Raw genomic sequence first — 15,807 nt, 5'->3', positions numbered from 1 at the left:
CGCGGCGCCGCCGCCGCGGGGGGCGGGGGGGGGGGCGCCCCGCCGCCCCCCCCCCCCCCCCCCCCCCCCCCCCCCCCCCCCCCCCCCCCCCCCCCCCCCCCCCCCCGCGACCCGGCCGGTCAGTCCGCGGTCGCATCAGGACGGTAGAGGAGCCTGCGGGGCCCCGGCGAGGTCAGGCTCGCACAGCGGAGGGGCCCGCCGGTTTCGCCCCGCACAGCGGCCCGCGTCCCGGGGCCGGTTCAGGTCCGGTCCTGGACCGGTTCACGGGCGGCCCGGGCTCGTTCACCCGTGTCCCCCTCGGCCGGTTCAGGTCCCGGCCCCGGGCCGGTTCGCGGACGGCCGGGGCCGTTCACCTCTGCTCCCCCGGACCGGCTCAGATCCGGTCAAGGGCCTTCAGCGCGAGCCACAGCTCGTACGTGCAGCTCGGCGCGTGCAGCAGTGACCGGCCGAGTGCCTCCTCGGCGCGTACGAGGCGTTTGCGCAGGCCGGGAGGCGAGATGCCGAGCGCGGCGGCCGCCTCGGAGAGCCGGGTGTCGGCGCGCAGCCAGGCGCACACCGTGTCGACGCCGGACGGGCCGAGCGGCCCGATGAGGGTGCGCGCCCAGGTCTGTGCCGCGGGGGTGGCGAGCAGCGTGGGCAGGTCGGTGGGGCATCCGGGCGTCGGCGGCGTGTGCGCGGTGCGCAGCCGCAGGGCCAGCCACACCGCGGACTGCTGGGCCACCCCGGTCAGGAGATCCAGCCCGAGGAGCGCTTCGACGACCCGCAGCCGGGCCGTCAGCGTGTTGCGGTGGATCTTCAGATGCCGGCCGGCGCCGCTTTTGAAGGTCAGCCAGGACGCGAGGGTGTCCACCAGCTCCTCCGCGCCGGGATCGGACCGCCTGGCCGGTTCGTACGCCAGGCAGGGACGGAGCAACCGCGTTGCCCAGCGCGCCCCTTCGGACCCGAGCAGCGGCGCGAGGTCGCCGTGCCCGCTGAACCGCGACCAGCGGGCCGGGGCGCCGCGGGCGACGGACAGCGCGTGGAAGGCCTGTTCGTAGGCGAGTGCCGTGTCCCGCAGGGGCACTTCGCCGCTCGCCCCGATGCGGCACTCGGGCATCTCGTCCAGGGCCTCCTGCTCCCACCGGCGGTCCTCGGCCGGTATCAGGGCGATGAGGTGCCGGGAGCGCACCGGGCACGGCACGATCCACGCCGTGCCCGGTGCGGCACGCTCCAGCCGCGCCGCGGCGGCGACCCGCTCCCGGGCGGGCGATTCGACCACGCAGACGCGCAGGTTGCCGGGCAGCCGGTCGCCCATCGCCCCCGCGACCCGGTGGGCCAGGGCCACACTGCCGCCGACCAGCAGGTGCAGTACCGCCTCCCGGCCGCGCGCCCGTGCCTTCTCCATCCGGTACGCGGCCCGCCTGTGCTCCTCGGCGCGCAGCGACAGCTCCAGCAGGCGCGCGGTGTCGGTGAGCAGGGCCCCGTACCGCTCGTCGGCGCCGCCTTCCAGCACCAGGTAGGGATCGCCTCCCAGGGCGACGATGTGCACCGTCCGCCCGCGGCCCGTGCCCCGCACGCCGGACGGCGTCCCTCGACGGTGCAGCTCCGCCACGGCGAGCAGGGCGTCGCGCCCCGGACGGCTCGGGGCGGCGGCGAGCACCGATCCGCCGCCCGTCACGAGCGCCGCCGCCCCGCCGGTCCGCCGCGCCAGCCACTCCAGGACGGCGCCCACCGCTCCGGGCCCGCCGGCCAGGCGCATCAGCGCGAGGACGTCCTCGGCCCGCGCGGTCCGCGAGAACGGCTCCGATCCCGTGTCGTGGTCCCGCGGCTCGTCTCCCATACGCGACACCGTAGCCAGATCGCGTACGAGCCTGAACCGCCGTGGCGGGCACGTGCGGAACCGGCCGGTGCCCTCGCCGCGGGCGTGCGTCGCTCCGCGCTGCCGCCCGGTCAGTACCCGTCGCCGTCCGGGGCCTGAGCCGGTGGGCGTGGTGCGCGCACCCAGGCCGGTGTCCAGGTCCCGGGGCCCGAGTGGTCGAACGGCCCGGAGCCGAGGTGGTCGCGGAGCGCGGCCAGCGCGGGGTGCGGATTGTCCCGGTGCCACACCAGCGAGTGCGCGTACACCGGCGCGGGACCGTGTACGGCGATCCTGCGCAGGCCCTGGTCGGCGGGCCAGACGAGGCGGGTGCCCGCGCCGACGAAGGTCGCAAGCGACGAGGAGCCCGCGATGGTGTCGAGCAGGGGCTCGGTGCCGAAGTCGGGTCCTGTGATCTCGATGGTGAGCCCGAACGCGGAGGCGAGGGCCTCGTAGTACGCGGCCGACTCGGTGCCCGGCACCAGGCCGGGCATCCAGATCCGGTGCCCCGCGAGGTCGGCGGGGGTGACCGTACGGGCGGCGGCGAACGCGTGGGCCGGTCCTGTCAGGAGCTGGACCGGTTCGTCGAAGGCCCGGGCGGCGCGGATGTCGTCGGGCAGCGGCCGTCCCGGCATGGTGACGGCGCGGAACGACGCGTCGACCGTGCCGGACCGGATCGCGTCGACGGCCGCGTCGATGTCGAGGAGCGTCACGGCATCGAGCTCGACCTCGGGGTGCGCGCGCCGGAAGTCGCCGAGCGCGGCGGCCGGGGCGAAGCGCCGGCCGACCACGTCGACCCGCAGGACGCGGCGGCCGGAGCGGACGGAGGCGAGGGCTCGCTCCCGCGCCCGCAGGAGATCGCGGGCGTGCGGCAGGAACGCCTGTCCGTCGACGGTGAGCCCCGCCCCTCGCGGGGTGCGGGTGAACAGCCGTACTCCGAGGGTCTTCTCCAGTGCCGCGATCCGCTTGGAGACGGCCTGCTGGGTGACCGCCAGCTCCGCGGCGGCGTCCTGGAACCGCCCCGCCTCCGCGACGGCCACGAAGGTGCGCACGGCGACGAGGTCCACGCCGCTCAGCGTATCGGCACAACCAGCGGTTGTACGTCCCGGCCGGCCGGTTGTTTGCTCTCCCCGGCCGCGACTCGCTTTGATGCCGGAGGCCGGGGCCGGTGCGCGGCTGTCCGGATCGGCGAGGGGTGCGTGGGATGGCGGGCAGGCGGGCGCTGGGACGGCGGTTCGGGTGGCTGTGGGCGGCGTTCGCGGTCAGCTCGTACGGCACGGGACTCGGCTTCGGGGCGTTCCCGCTGATCGCGGTCCTCGTGCTGCACTCGGGGCCGACGCAGGTGGCGGCGCTGGCCGCCGCGGGGCGCGCGGTGGGGGCCGTGGTCGCGGTGCCGCTCGGCCCGTGGGTGGAGTTCCGGCGCAAGCGGCCGGTGATGGTCGCGATGGATCTGACCCGGTTCTCGGCGCTGATGACCGTCCCCGCCGCGTTCGCGTGCGGCCTGCTCGGCTTCCCCCAGCTCCTGGCCGTCTCCGTGGTCGTCGCGGCGGCCGACATCACCTTCAAGGCGGCGAGCGGCGCGTATCTCAAGGCGCTGGTGCCGCCGGGGGACCTGCTCGTCGCGAACGGACGCCTGGAGTCGACGACCTGGACCACGACCGTGGTGGGGCCGCCGCTCGGCGGGGCCGCGATCGGCGTGTTCGGTCCGGTGACGACGGTGGTGGCCGACGCGGCCAGCTATCTGCTCTCGGCGCTGGGCATCCGCGCCATCGGCGGGACGGAACCACGCCCGGTACGCACCGGCGCGGCCCGGCCGCGGGCGGGCGATCTGCTCGAAGGGTGGCGCCACATCCTCGGCCACTCCGTACTGCGCCCGCTGTTCTTCAACGTGCTCCTGGTCAACGGCCTGATCATGGCCGCGGACCCGCTTCTCGCCGTACTCCTGCTCGGCCGGCTCGGCTTCGCGCCGTGGCAGTACGGTCTCGCCTTCGCGGCCCCCTGCGTCGGCGGCCTGCTCGGCTCACGCCTCGCGAGCCGGCTCGTGGCGCGGTTCGGCCGCCACCGGGTGATGCGCACCGCCGGGGTGCTGCGCGCGTGCTGGCCCCTCGGGCTGGCGTTCGTACGGCCGGGGCTCGCCGGGATGGCGCTCATCATCGTCCTGCAGTTCGGTCTCGTGACCTGCATCGGCGTCTTCAACCCGGTGCTGGCCACCTATCGGCTCGACCACACCGCCCCCGACCGCGTCACCCGCGTCCTGTCCGCGTGGTCGGTCAGCAGCAGCGTCGCGATCGCCGCGCTGACCGCCCTGTGGGGTGTGCTCGCAGACCTCACGAGCCCCAGGACCGCGATCGCGGCCGCCGGGGTGCTGCTCCTCGCCAGCCCGCTGCTGCTCCCGCGCCGCGAGAGCGCGGCCCGGGACGCGGAGGAAGAGGCTCCGAGCCTCGTCCGACCCGCGGGGGCCGAGGGCGGCGGAGGCGGGTTCGGTGCGTGACCGGTGGGCCCGCCGTCCGATGACCGGAGGCGGCCCGGATGACCGGAGACGGAGTCCGGACGCCGTGCCGTCGATACGGCTCAGCGAAAAGTGCATTTAGGTGCAAATCGGGTAACCGAGGTGAATGAAACACAGGCGTGTGTCGGTGGACCGGCTCCTGGAACAGCCCTCGGGCCGCAACCGGCTCGTGATGATCCCTTTCGCGCTCATCGCCACGATCACAGCCGTGGACGTCCAGGCGCCGTCCGACGTCCACCTCGGGCCGCTGCTGGTGATCGCCCCGGCGCTGACCGCCGCCGTGGCCGGGCCCTGGCTGACCGCGCTGGCCGGAGGGGTCGCGGTGGTCGCCCAGGTGTTCATCGCCGTGTTCCACGGCGGGCTGGGTACCGCCAACCATGTGTCGCAGATCATCGGGCTGGCCGTGCTGTCCACCCTGGTGGTCCTCGTCAGTCTCGCGCGGGAGCGGCGCAATCGTCAGCTCAGCCGGGCACGGACGGTGGCCGAGACAGCGCAACAGGTGCTGCTGCGGCCTCCGCCCCGCCGGATCGGCCCCCTGAGAGTGGCCTGGCTGTATCTGACCGCGGAGGACGAGAGCCGGATCGGCGGCGACCTGTTCGCTACGGCCCGCGCCGCGCATCCCTCCACCCGGGTGATCATCGGTGATGTCAGGGGCAGCGGGCTCGCCTCCATCGGGGAGGCGTCGGTCGTGCTCGGCGCCTTCCGGGAGGCCGCCCACCGGCAGACCACCCTGCCCGGCCTCGTGGAAACCCTCGAAGACAGCATCTGCCGCAATCTGGAAGAGGTCGCGGACACCGAGTACGACCCGGGCGAGCACTTCATCACCGCGCTCGTCCTCGACCTCCCCGACGAGGGCACGGGCGCCGAGATCATCAACTGCGGCCATCCGCCGCCGCTCCTGGTGCGCGGCCGCAAGGTCACCCCCCTGTACCCGCGCAGCGCCTCTCCCCCGCTCGGCCTGTGCGACCTGCCGGCCGCCACGCCGCGCGCGGACCCGTTCGCCTTCGAACCCGGCGACCTGCTCGTCCTGTACACGGACGGGGTCGTCGAGGCCCGCTCGCCCGACGGCGACTTCTATCCGCTCGCCGAACGGATCGCCTCCTTCCCGCCGGGCAGCCCGGACGCCCTGGTGCGCCGCGTCCACCACGACCTCCTCGCCCATACCGGCGGCAGGCAGGCCGACGACACCGCGCTGCTGATCATCGAACGCGGTCGCTCCCACCCCATCGACGGCCGTCCCCGGCCGCTGCGTACGGCCGCGCCTCCCCCGGCGGACACGACACCGGGCGGGTGACGGGGCGCCCCCGGGCGGCCGGGCGGGTTGCCGCTCCGGTGGGCCGGGCGGCGGGCCCGTCCGGCTACCCGGCCCCGCCCGGTTCGAAGGAGCTGAGGGTCGGGTCGTGGTCCAGGGCCCCGATGTCGAACATCGGGGTCATCCAGTGGAAGAAGTTGTCGCCGCGGTCGCGCAGGAGATCGTAGAGCCGCCGCGTGAGGCGGGAGCGCACAGTGTGGAATTCCGGGTGGGGATAGCGGTTGGCGAGTTCATGGGGGTCCGCTTCGAGGTCGTAGAGCTCGTTGACGGACTCGGGGTTGATCACGAGCTTGTAGCGCTCGTCGCGGATCATGCGCTGCGGGTAGGGAAAGTGGTGTCCGTGGAACTCGGCCAGCAGCTCCGGCGGCCAGTGCGGGTGTTCGCCGCGGACGAGCGGGACGAGGCTGCGGCTGTCCACCGCGGGCGCCGGGTCGCAGCCGGCCAGGTCGAGGATGGTGGCCGTGCAGTCGGTGAGGGTGGCGAACTCGTGGCGCACCTGGGGCGCCGCGCCCGGCACCCGGATGATGCCGGGGATGCGGTAGATGTCCTCGTACATCGCGGGGCCCTTGTCGTGCAGCCGGTGTGCGCCGGTGAACTCGCCGTGGTCGGCGGTGAAGAACACCGATGTCCCCTCGGTCAGGCCGAGTTCGTCGAGCCGATTCAGGATGCGGCCGATCTGCTCGTCGATCAGTGTGACGTAGCCCCAGTAGACGGCGATGAGCTTGCGGGTCACCTCGATCGGCATGGTGTCGAACGTCCAGTGTGCGCTGTAGTTGCGCTGCACGGGCGGCTTGCCCTCGAAGGTCTCGGCGATGGAGGGCGGCAGTTCGACGAGTCCGGGGTCGTAGAGGTCGTAGTACGCGTCGGGCAGCAGGTAGGGCAGGTGCGGGCCGAAGAAGTGGGTGGCGAGGAAGAAGGGGCGGCCGGTGTCCGCGTAGCGCTCCAGGTGCTCGATGGCCCGGGTGGCGAGGTAGTGCTCGAAGGTCGCCTCCACCGGCTGGTGCAGGCGCGCGGCGAGCAGGTTGCCCGGGTTGCCGTTGGGTGTGGTGCCGCGTACGGGATCGGAGATCCGGTACGGCGGGAGGCCCTGCCCGGCGAGGTGGGCGCGGTAGTCGGGGTGGTCGACCGGGTTGTGCCAGCCCGGCAGGTCGGGTCCCTCGAAGCCGTACGACGCGGCGTTGCGGCGCGTGCCGCCGTGCCACTTGCCGATCAGCCCCAGCTGGTAGTCCCGTTCGGCCAGCGCGGTGGGGAAGGTGAAGACGTCGTCGCGCAGGTCCTCCAGATAGCCCACGTTGCGCTCGTGGTTGGCGAGCAGCCGGTGCCGGAAGGGGGCCTGGCCGGTGAGCAGGCTCGCGCGGGCCGGGGTGCAGATCGCGGTAGGCGTGTAGAAGCGGTCGAAGCGGGTGCCGGCCGCCGCCAGCCGGTCGAGGTTCGGCGTCGCGACGTGCGGGTTCCCGTAACAGCCCAGGGTGTCCACCCGGTGCTGGTCGGTCATGAGGAAGAGGATGTTCACTTCGCCGCCGCCGTCTTGGTGAACAGCGCGCCGTCGTAGTAGGCCGAGGGCGCCGGCGACTTCTTCAACTGGCCGGTGCCGGCGAAGAAGTCGGTGAGGCCCTTCAGCCAGGTGTCGACCGTGCCGTCCTTCGTCTTGGCCACCAGCTGCGCCGTGGTGAGGAGTTGGACCTGTTCCGCGTCCTTCGCCGCCGATGCGTCGCTCACCTGGAGGAGCCCGGCCGCGAGGTGGATCGCCTCCGTCCTGTGGGCCGCGCGCCAGTCGTTGGCCTGCTGGAGCACGGCGAGGACCTTGGCGGTGAGCGCGGGGGAGGTCCTGGGGCCGGACACGAACGCGGTGGGGAAGGCGTGGTCGGGGAAGTCGCGGTCGCTCGCCAGCTCCCGCAGCTTCGGTACGCGCTTCTTGACGGTGTCGATCAGCGGGTACCAGAAGCCGGCGCCGTCGATCTTCCCCGCGGACAGCGCGGAGACGATCGTCGGGGCGTCCATCGGCACCTTCGTGATGTCCGACATCTTCATCCCCGCCTTCTCCAGTGCGAGGTTGAGGACCATCTCGCCCGACGTGCCCTCGGGCACCCCCACTTTCTTGCCCCTGAGGCCCTCGATCGAGGTGATGCCCGGCTGCGCGACGACGCGGTCGGCGAAGGTGAGGGTGTCGACGGCGATGACCTTCGCCTTGCCCTCGGCGGGCAGCCACATCGCGCCGGGGCCGATGTAGCCGAAGTCGAGGTCGCCCGCGCCGAGCGCCTGGATCTGGATGGGCCCGTTGGTGAAGACCCTGACGTCGGGGCTGAGTCCGGCCTTCTTCCACAGCCCCTGGTGGTCGGCGATCGCCAGCAGGCTGGAGCCGTTGAAGTCACCGATGTAGCCGAAGCGCACCTTCGTGCCCCCGGAACCGGAGCCGGAGCCCTTGGACGAGGAGCAGCCGGCCAGGGTGAGGGAGAGCGCGGACGCGGAGAGTCCGTACAGGAAGCCGCGGCGGGACACGGACGACATGGGAGGTTCCTTTCGAACGGGGCCGGGGGTGGCTGGTGCCGGGCGGGCTCGCCACGGTGTGGTGTTCAGGCGCGGGTGGCTGGTGCCGGGCGGGCTCGCCACGGTGTGGTGTTCAGGCGCGGGTGGCGGGCGCGCCCTGGTGGTAGACGGCGTGCCACACGCGGTTGCGCAGGGCGGCGAACTCGGGCGACAGCCGCATCTCCTCCGTCCTCGGGTACGGGAGGTCCACGTCGATCACCTCGTGGACGCGGCCGGGCCGCGCGGCCATGACGACCACGCGCCGGGCGAGGTACACCGCCTCCTCCACGTCGTGCGTGATGAACAGGACGGTGCGCGTCTGGCGACTCCAGGTGTCCAGCAGCTGTTCCTGCAACTGCACCCGGGTCAGCGCGTCGAGCGCCCCGAACGGCTCGTCCATCAGGAGGACTTCGGGGTCGACGGCGTACGCGCGGGCGATGGCGCAGCGCTGCTTCATACCGCCGGACAGCGTCTTGGGCAGCGCGTCGGCGAAGTCGGACAGGCCGACCAGCTCGATCGCCCGTTCGGCGCGCGCCCTGCGCTCCCCGGCGTCCGCGTCCGTCAGCCGCAGCCCGAACTCGACGTTGCGCCGTACCGTGAGCCAGGGGAAGAGCGCGTACTGCTGGAAGATCACCCCGCGGTCCGGGCCTGGGCCCGTCACCGGCCGGCCGTCCACCGTCACCTCGCCCGAGGTGGGTTCGCCGAGCCCGGCCGCCATGTTGAGCAGTGTGCTCTTGCCGCAGCCGGACGGCCCGACGACGGTGACGAACTCGCGCTCGCCGATGCCCAGGGTCACGCCGCCGAGCGCGGTGAACGTGCCGTTCTTCACGGGGTAGGTCTTCACCACGTCCCGGAAGGAGATCTTGTCGGTCATCGGCGCTCCTGCCATTGGGTGAGACGGCGCTCGGCCAGCAGCAGCAGCCGGTCCATGACCAGGCCGAGCACACCGATGGCGATCAGTCCCACGAAGATCGTGTCGAGGTCGTAGTACGTCTCGGCGTGCTGCATCCGGAAGCCGAGGCCCTGCTGCGCGGCGATCAGTTCGGCGGCCACCAGCGTCGCCCACGCGGAGCCGAGCCCGATCCGCATGCCGACCAGGATGAACGGCGCCGAGGCCGGGATGACGACGCGCAGGAAGATCGTCCGGTCCCCCGCCCCGAGGACCCGCGCCGCGTCGATGAGCGTACGGTCGACGCCCACCACCCCCTGGAGGGTCGCGACGACGCTGGACAGGAACGCGGCCAGGAAGATCACGAAGATCTTGGGGGTCTCCCCGATGCCCATCAGCATGATCGCCAGCGGGATGAGTGCCAGGGGCGGCACCGTACGGAAGAACTGCACGTAGGGCTCGAACAGCGCGCGCACCACCGGGTACCAGCCCATCAGGAAACCCACCACGACGGCCGACACGGTGCCCAGCGCGAAGCCGGTGAACACGCGGCGCAGGCTGGCGAGCATGTCGCCCTCCAGCGTGCCGTCGCCCAGCAGTTCGGCGCCCCGGCGCGCGACGGCCAGCGGCCCGGGCAGACCGCCCACCCCGTTCGCGGCGAGCAGCGCCCACACGGCGATACCGCACGCGACGGCGATCACGTTCAGCGCGAGCGCGGGCACCCGCCGTCCCCTGCCCGCGGACCCCGGTGCGACCGGTTCGGGTGAACCACCGGACCCCAGGGGGGCCTTACCCGGTGTCCCCACGGTTTCACTCATGGCCTCTACGTCCATCGCAGCCTCGCTCGTCTCATGCGTCCTCTTCGGTCCGAGGCCGCCCCGGGTAGCGGGACAGCAGGGGTGATTCGTGCAGGACCAGCGCGATTCCGCCGAGCGCGGCCCCCACCTCGCCGAGCGTCGCGGCCCGCAGGTCCACCCGGTGCCGGGAGATCGGCATCAGGCGCGCGGTCAGGGCCCGTTCGACGGGCCGGATCAACGCCTCGCCCGCGGCGGCGAGTTCGCCGCCCACGACGATCACACCGGGACCGACGGCGTTGGACACGGCGGCGAGCACGGTGCCCAGGTGGCCGCCCACCGCCTCGAAGACGGCGACGGCGCCCGGATCGCCGGCGCGGGCGGCGGCGGTGACGGTGTCGATGCCCTCGGCCCGGCCGCCCGCCGACCGGTAGGCGTCGAGCACGGCGCCGACCGACGCGACGGTCTCCAGGCAGCCCGCGCCGCCGCATACGCAGGGGCGGCCGTCCGGCTCCACCGTGATGTGGCCGAACTCGCCGGAGAGCCCGTACGCGCCGCGGTGCAGGGCTCCGCCCACCACGAGACCGCCGCCGACGCCGTGCGAGAGCCGCAGGTACAGGACGTCCTGGCCGCCCGCGGCGGCGCCCCAGGTCGATTCCGCCAGCGCGGCGAGCCTGGTGTTGTTGTCGACCAGCACGGGGACCTTGAACCGCTCCCGCAGCAACGGGCTGACGACGTCGCCCGGCTGGTCCGCGTCGTCCGCGGCCGGGTCCCGCTCCACCGGGCCGACGACCCCGACGCCGATGGCGCTGAGCGCCTCAAGCCGCAGGGAGTCGCCGGCCATGGTGTCGATCAGCCGCTCGGCAAGGCCGATCCGCTCCGTCCAGGCCAGGTCGGGGCCGTGCGGCTCGCTCGCCGTCCCGACCACCTCGTGCGCGACGTTCACCGCGGCCACATGGACCGCGCGCCGGGCGAAGTCGATGCCGATCGCCTGCCCCGAGAGGGGGTTGAGGGCGAGCCGCTCCACCGGCCTGCCGCGTCGGCGGGGTTCGGCCTCGGGCGCCGAGGCCACCACGGCGCCGTTCGCGACGAGCGCCGCGACGATGTCGTACAGCGTGGTCCGCGACAGCCCGCTGGACGCGCCGAGTTCGGCCCGGGTGAGCCGCCCGTGCTTGCGCAGGAGGTCGAGCACCAGTTCCTCATGGCCCCTGCGTAGCCGCGACAGGGGGCCGCCGTGTTGCCGCATGGCGACAGGATGGGGACCCCGGTTTTTTTACGTCAAGACCCCGGAATAATTACTCTGGCACGCCCGGGCATGCCCCGGCCGGTGCCGGCCGGGGATCGCCGCAGGTCGCGACGGACCGACGGCGCCGGGGCAACTGCCGCCCGGCGGCCCAGGTTTCGCACGCCTGTCGCGTCGCCGTCACACGCGTTCACAATTGCCCACGGCCCACGAGGCGTTGGCCGGGCGGGGCTACGGGCGCTACGGCGCTACCGACACCGTCGCGCGGAGCCGTTCACGCGTCGCGGGCGAGACGGAAGCCGAGGTTCCCTGTCGTGCTGTCCGGTGTGTTCAACGTACGGGCGGCCACCCGGTACCGGTTGCAGTACGAGTGGTGGCAGAGGTAGGAGCCGCCCCGCATCACACGGTTCGCGTTCGTACCGCCGGTGGGACCGGTCGGATTGGCGCGCCGCGCGGCGCGGTGGTCGGTGGTCCACCGGTCGGCGCACCACTCCCACACGTTCCCCGCCATGTTGTGGAGCCCGAACCCGTTCGGCGGGAAGGCGTCCACCGGGGCGGTGCCCGCGTACCCGTCCTCCGCGGTGTTCTTGGTCGGGAAGCGGCCCTGCCAGATGTTGCAGCGGTGCTCGCCGCCGGGCGTCAGCTCGTCGCCCCACGGGTAGCGACGCTGTTCGAGGCCGCCGCGCGCCGCGTACTCCCACTCCGCCTCGGTCGGCAGCCGGCCGCCCGCCCAGCGGCAGTACGCGCCGGCGTCCGCCCACGACACATGCACCACGGGGTGGCGCCCGAGCCCGTCCAGCGTGCTGCCGGGACCCAGCGGCTCCCGCCAGGTGGCGCCGGGCACACCGCACCACCAGGGCGCCTGCTCGGGCCGGGCCGCGCCACGGCGCAGCGCGGCGGGCAGCAGGCCCGCGAACACGAAGGACCAGCCGAAGCGTTCGGCCTCGGTGACGTGGCCGGTCGCCTCGACGAACCGGGCGAAGCGGTCGTTGCTCACGGCGTGCGCGTCGAGCAGGAACGGCCGCAGCGTCACGGGCCGCACCGGGCCCTCACCGTCCTCGGGGAAACCCTCCGCGTCGTCGGTGCCCATCAGGAACGAGCCGCCGGGAAGCCGCACCATGCCGTCCGCCACGGGCGACGGCGCCGGGACCGGAGCCGGCGCCGGAACACTGCCCTCTCCCGCCGGGCCGGCGGGCCCGGCCGGATCGGGGACAGGCTCGGGCGGGACGGCGCGCGGGGCGCCGCCCTCCCGGGACGGGGCGCAGCAGGACCCGAAGGCGGGGCCGGGGCCGGTGTCGGTGCCGGTCATGCGATTCCTCCAGGCTTCTCCGGGATCGCCGGGCCGCCCTTTCGGGGGCGCGGCCCCGGGCGAAAGGCAACGCGGTCCAATGTCGCGGGAGGCCGGAGCGCGTGCAAGGGGACGGGCCCGACGCGATCGACCGACGCGTGTGACGCCGCCCGCCGGGCCCGTACCGGCCACCGTCCGACTGCCCGTGCCGCGGACCGCCGGCCGGCCGCACGCACACCGCGCCGGCCGCGCGAGCAGCCCCGTCGGGACCGGGGAGAACGGCACGGAGATCGGCCACGCCCTGCGGGGAGTCAACACATCCAAACAGAATACGTAATTTCAACACCCGCAAGAGCAACAAATGTTGACACGCCCGAACAGCGGGCGTAGCTTCCGTGCCGGTCGCTTCGGCCGCCGCGTAGTTGAGTCCGAGCTCTGATCCCCCACCTCAGGAGCACACCATGCGCGAGACACGACCTCCTTCCGCGAGACCCGGGTCAAGTGCCGCCGTCGCGGCACTCGTCCGCTGTCGGCGGGTCCTGCTGGCGGCCCTGGCCGCCGCGGGACTCGTCCTCGGGCTCCTGACCGCCCTGCCGGGCGCCGCACAGGCCGCGGGTTCGCTGCCGTGCGACATCTACGGCGCGGCGGGCACGCCCTGCGTGGCGGCACACAGCACCACACGTGCCCTCCTCTCCTCCTACAACGGACCGCTCTACCAGGTCACCCGCGCCTCCGACGGCGCGACCAGCGACATCGGCCTGCTCTCCCAGGGCGGCTACGCCAACGCCCAGGCCCAGGACACCTTCTGCGCCGACACCACCTGCCGGATCTCGAAGATCTACGACCAGACCTCGCGCCACAACGACCTCTTCCCCGGCCCCGCGGGCACCTCCGGGATGGGCGCCGACCGCGGCGCGGACGCCAGTGAGCTCTCGGTCACCGTCGGCGGGCACAAGGCCTACGGCGTCTGGGTCTCACCCGGCGTCGGCTACCGCTCGCACGGCGCCGCCTCTGGCACCGCGGTGAACGGCCAGGCGGAGGGCGCCTACATGGTCGCGAGCGGCACCCACGTCGGCTCCGCCTGCTGCTTCGACTACGGCAACGCGGAAAGCACCCCCGCCGACACGGGCAACGGCCACATGGACGCCGTGTCCATCGCCACCACCTGCTACTTCGCGCCGTGCACCGGCAACGGCCCCTGGGTCGAGGCCGACATGGAAAATGGCATGTTCCAGGGCGACAACGGGTCCAACACCGCCAACGCAGGGAACAACAGCCCCTTCGTCACCGCGGTCCTGAAGAACGACGGGCAGACCACGTACGCCCTCAAGGGCGGCAACTCACAGTCGGGCGGGCTGTCGACCTGGTGGAACGGCGCGCTGCCGACCCGCGGCGGCTACCGGCCGATGCAGCAGGAGGGCGGCATCATCCTGGGCACCGGCGGCGACAACAGCAACTGGAACATGGGCACCTTCTTCGAGGGTGTGATGGTCTCCGGGTATCCGACCGACGCCGCGGAGAACGCCGTACAGGCCAACGTCGTCTCGGCCGGCTACTCCGGCGAGACGAACGTGCCGAACGGACCGCAGGGCACCATCACGGGACCGGGCGGCAAGTGCGTGGACGTGGCCGCCGACGACACCGGCACCGACGGCAGCGCCGTGCAGCTGTGGGACTGCCAGACCTACGCAGAGGACCAGTACTGGACCCACCAGTCGAACGGCTCCCTCAGCACGATCGGCCACTGCCTCGACATCAACGGCAACGGCACCGCGAACGGCACCCAGGTCGAACTCTGGGACTGCAACGGCGTCGGCGGCCAGAAGTGGGTGCAGCAGTCGGACGGCTCCCTCCTCAACCCCCAGTCCGGCCGCTGCCTCGACTCCCCCAGCGGCGCCACCGCCAACGGCACCCGGCTCCAGATCTGGGACTGCAACGGCTCCTCGGCCCAGAAGTTCACCCTGCACTGACATCCTGCACTTGACATCTGACACCTGACACCGCGTGCCCCCCCCGCCCCGCCCGGCCGGGGGGGCCGCCCCCCCCCGCCCCCCCCCCCCGGCCGCCCGGGGACCCCGGCGGCTCCGGCGCTCACCCCCCGACGCCGGAGCCGTCGGCCTTTCGCGGTGCGGACCACCTCCGGCCGCTGTTCCATGAGCGCATGCACGAGGCCATGCACGAGGCTGTGAACGAGGGCCTGAACGGCGTGAACGGCATGAACGGCGTGAACCGGGACATGAACAAAGGCATGACCGATCGACGCACACTGGGCCGCTCCGACCTCTCCGTTTCCCCGCTCTGCCTGGGCGCCAACGTCTTCAGCTGGAGCGCCGACGAGAAGGCGACCTTCGACATCCTCGACGCCTACCGCGCGGGCGGCGGCAACTTCCTCGACACCGCCGACACCTACGGACGGCTTCCGGACGGCAGCAAGGGCGACGGGTCCGAGAACCTGATCGGGCAGTGGCTCGCGGCCCGCGGCAACCGCGACGAGATGGTCGTCGCGACCAAGGTCGGCCTCCACCGCGATTACCTGGGCCTCGCGCCCGGCAACATCAAGCGGGCCGCGGAACAGTCGCTGCGCCGGCTCGGCACCGACCACATCGACCTCTACTACACCCACCGCGACGACGAGTCGGTCCCGATCGAGGACATCGTCTCGGCGCTCGACGAGCTGGTGAAGGAGGGCAAGGTCCGCCACATCGCCGCCTCCAACATCAGCCCGGAGCGGCTGGCCGCCTCCCTCGCGTTCTCGGAGCGCGAGGGCCTCGCCCGCTACGTCGCGCTCCAGCCGCACTACAACCTGGTCTCCCGCGACACGTACGAGGGCGCCCTCCAGGACCTGGCCGCGGCGAACGGACTCAGCGCCCTGCCGTACTTCTCCCTCGCCGCCGGCTTCCTGACCGGCAAGTACCGGCCGGGGACGAACGTGGAGAGCGTGCGCGCCGAGAAGGCGGGCGGCTACGCGGAGACCGAGCGGGGCCGGAAGGTGTTGGCGGCGCTGGACGTCGTGGCGGGTGAGCACGACGCCGAGGTCGCGACCGTCGCCCTCGCCTGGCTGGCGCAGCGGCCCACCGTGGCCGCTCCGATCGCCTCCGCGCGCACGCTCGAACAGCTCCCCGCCCTCCTCGCCCTGGCGGACCTGCGGCTGACGGACGCGGACATCGCGCGGCTGACGACGGCCTCCGCCTGAGGCCCCGGTAGCGGGAGCCGGGGGGCCAGCGGGCGGGGCGCCGGCTGCCGGGGCGCCAGGAACCGGGGTGCCTGAGGCGTCAGGGCTGCCGGTACGGGTTGTAGGCGAGGCGGTCCAGATACGGGGGCGGGGCCCCCCCCCCCCCCCGGGCCCCCCCCCCGGGGCGCCCGGCGGGCCCCGCCGGCGGCCCCGCGGGCCCAAAAACGGGGAACACCCCCC

12 protein-coding genes are annotated in these 15,807 nt (G+C 73.5%); 4 read left to right on the top strand and 8 right to left on the bottom strand.

Going from position 1 to position 15,807, the window contains the following annotated elements; translation table 11 throughout:
* Positions 1–373: 373 nt before the first annotated feature.
* Together LCE31_RS14810 and LCE31_RS14805 are read right to left on the bottom strand one after the other, a co-directional pair.
* The gene (locus tag LCE31_RS14810) at positions 374–1,819 is read right to left on the bottom strand and encodes a PucR family transcriptional regulator (protein WP_225014719.1); all 1,446 of its coding nucleotides are present in this window, start codon (positions 1,817–1,819) and stop codon (positions 374–376) included.
* Positions 1,820–1,929: 110 nt separating this feature from the next.
* Positions 1,930–2,901, bottom strand: a complete 972-nt coding sequence (locus tag LCE31_RS14805; RefSeq protein ID WP_225014718.1) for a LysR family transcriptional regulator — start codon at positions 2,899–2,901, stop codon at positions 1,930–1,932.
* A 137-nt stretch (positions 2,902–3,038) separates the two neighbouring features.
* Here LCE31_RS14805 and LCE31_RS14800 point away from each other — a divergent pair, with 137 nt between their 5' ends.
* Together LCE31_RS14800 and LCE31_RS14795 are read left to right on the top strand one after the other, a co-directional pair.
* Positions 3,039–4,325, top strand: a complete 1,287-nt coding sequence (locus LCE31_RS14800) for an MFS transporter (protein WP_225014717.1) — start codon at positions 3,039–3,041, stop codon at positions 4,323–4,325.
* 124 nt (positions 4,326–4,449) lie between these two features.
* On the top strand, positions 4,450–5,637 hold the full coding sequence (locus tag LCE31_RS14795) for a PP2C family protein-serine/threonine phosphatase (protein WP_225014716.1): 1,188 nt from the start codon (positions 4,450–4,452) through the stop codon (positions 5,635–5,637).
* Positions 5,638–5,701: 64 nt separating this feature from the next.
* Here LCE31_RS14795 and LCE31_RS14790 read toward each other — a convergent pair whose 3' ends face one another.
* The 6 genes from LCE31_RS14790 to LCE31_RS14765 all read right to left on the bottom strand — a co-directional run bounded on the left by LCE31_RS14790 (position 5,702) and on the right by LCE31_RS14765 (position 12,416).
* A complete protein-coding gene (locus LCE31_RS14790; protein WP_225014715.1) occupies positions 5,702–7,168 on the bottom strand; it encodes a sulfatase-like hydrolase/transferase in 1,467 nt (488 codons plus the stop codon).
* Positions 7,165–8,163 (bottom strand): aliphatic sulfonate ABC transporter substrate-binding protein, encoded by a 999-nt coding sequence (locus LCE31_RS14785; RefSeq protein WP_225014714.1) that lies wholly within the window; start codon positions 8,161–8,163, stop codon positions 7,165–7,167. The genes LCE31_RS14790 and LCE31_RS14785 overlap by 4 nt, the downstream gene beginning before the upstream one ends.
* 112 nt (positions 8,164–8,275) lie before the next feature.
* A complete protein-coding gene (locus tag LCE31_RS14780) occupies positions 8,276–9,055 on the bottom strand; it encodes an ABC transporter ATP-binding protein (RefSeq protein ID WP_225014713.1) in 780 nt (259 codons plus the stop codon).
* Complete coding sequence (locus LCE31_RS14775; protein ID WP_225014712.1) at positions 9,052–9,888, bottom strand: ABC transporter permease; 837 nt, start codon at positions 9,886–9,888, stop codon at positions 9,052–9,054. Before LCE31_RS14775 ends, LCE31_RS14780 begins: the two co-directional genes overlap by 4 nt.
* Before the next feature lie 31 nt (positions 9,889–9,919).
* Positions 9,920–11,110 carry an ROK family protein gene (locus LCE31_RS14770; protein ID WP_225014711.1) on the bottom strand — a complete coding sequence of 397 codons (1,191 nt, stop codon included), beginning with the start codon at positions 11,108–11,110 and terminating at the stop codon, positions 9,920–9,922.
* A gap of 271 nt (positions 11,111–11,381) precedes the next feature.
* Positions 11,382–12,416, bottom strand: a complete 1,035-nt coding sequence (locus tag LCE31_RS14765; protein WP_374118470.1) for a formylglycine-generating enzyme family protein — start codon at positions 12,414–12,416, stop codon at positions 11,382–11,384.
* Positions 12,417–12,856: 440 nt separating this feature from the next.
* Between LCE31_RS14765 and LCE31_RS14760 the strand changes: the two genes are divergently transcribed.
* Together LCE31_RS14760 and LCE31_RS14755 are read left to right on the top strand one after the other, a co-directional pair.
* Positions 12,857–14,365 carry an arabinofuranosidase catalytic domain-containing protein gene (locus LCE31_RS14760; protein ID WP_225014710.1) on the top strand — a complete coding sequence of 503 codons (1,509 nt, stop codon included), beginning with the start codon at positions 12,857–12,859 and terminating at the stop codon, positions 14,363–14,365.
* Between the two features lie 278 nt (positions 14,366–14,643).
* Positions 14,644–15,588, top strand: a complete 945-nt coding sequence (locus tag LCE31_RS14755) for an aldo/keto reductase (protein ID WP_225014720.1) — start codon at positions 14,644–14,646, stop codon at positions 15,586–15,588.
* Positions 15,589–15,807: the final 219 nt, after the last annotated feature.

The organism is Streptomyces sp. 8L, from assembly GCF_020176795.1.
In the GTDB taxonomy this organism is placed as follows: domain Bacteria; phylum Actinomycetota; class Actinomycetes; order Streptomycetales; family Streptomycetaceae; genus Streptomyces.
Note: the sequence above shows the minus strand (reverse complement) of the source record. Positions and strands in the feature narration are given on the sequence as shown.

Bases quoted from the DNA above. Each gene is read 5' to 3' on its own strand.
- LCE31_RS14795 (WP_225014716.1), top strand. From the start codon at position 4,450: ATGAAACACAGGCGTGTGTCGGTGGACCGGCTCCTGGAACAGCCCTCG.
- LCE31_RS14810 (WP_225014719.1), bottom strand. From the start codon at position 1,819: ATGGGAGACGAGCCGCGGGACCACGACACGGGATCGGAGCCGTTCTCG.
- LCE31_RS14755 (WP_225014720.1), top strand. From the start codon at position 14,644: ATGACCGATCGACGCACACTGGGCCGCTCCGACCTCTCCGTTTCCCCG.
- LCE31_RS14775 (WP_225014712.1), bottom strand. From the start codon at position 9,888: ATGAGTGAAACCGTGGGGACACCGGGTAAGGCCCCCCTGGGGTCCGGT.
- LCE31_RS14760 (WP_225014710.1), top strand. From the start codon at position 12,857: ATGCGCGAGACACGACCTCCTTCCGCGAGACCCGGGTCAAGTGCCGCC.
- LCE31_RS14800 (WP_225014717.1), top strand. From the start codon at position 3,039: ATGGCGGGCAGGCGGGCGCTGGGACGGCGGTTCGGGTGGCTGTGGGCG.
- LCE31_RS14785 (WP_225014714.1), bottom strand. From the start codon at position 8,163: ATGTCGTCCGTGTCCCGCCGCGGCTTCCTGTACGGACTCTCCGCGTCC.
- LCE31_RS14780 (WP_225014713.1), bottom strand. From the start codon at position 9,055: ATGACCGACAAGATCTCCTTCCGGGACGTGGTGAAGACCTACCCCGTG.
- LCE31_RS14770 (WP_225014711.1), bottom strand. From the start codon at position 11,110: ATGCGGCAACACGGCGGCCCCCTGTCGCGGCTACGCAGGGGCCATGAG.
- LCE31_RS14765 (WP_374118470.1), bottom strand. From the start codon at position 12,416: ATGACCGGCACCGACACCGGCCCCGGCCCCGCCTTCGGGTCCTGCTGC.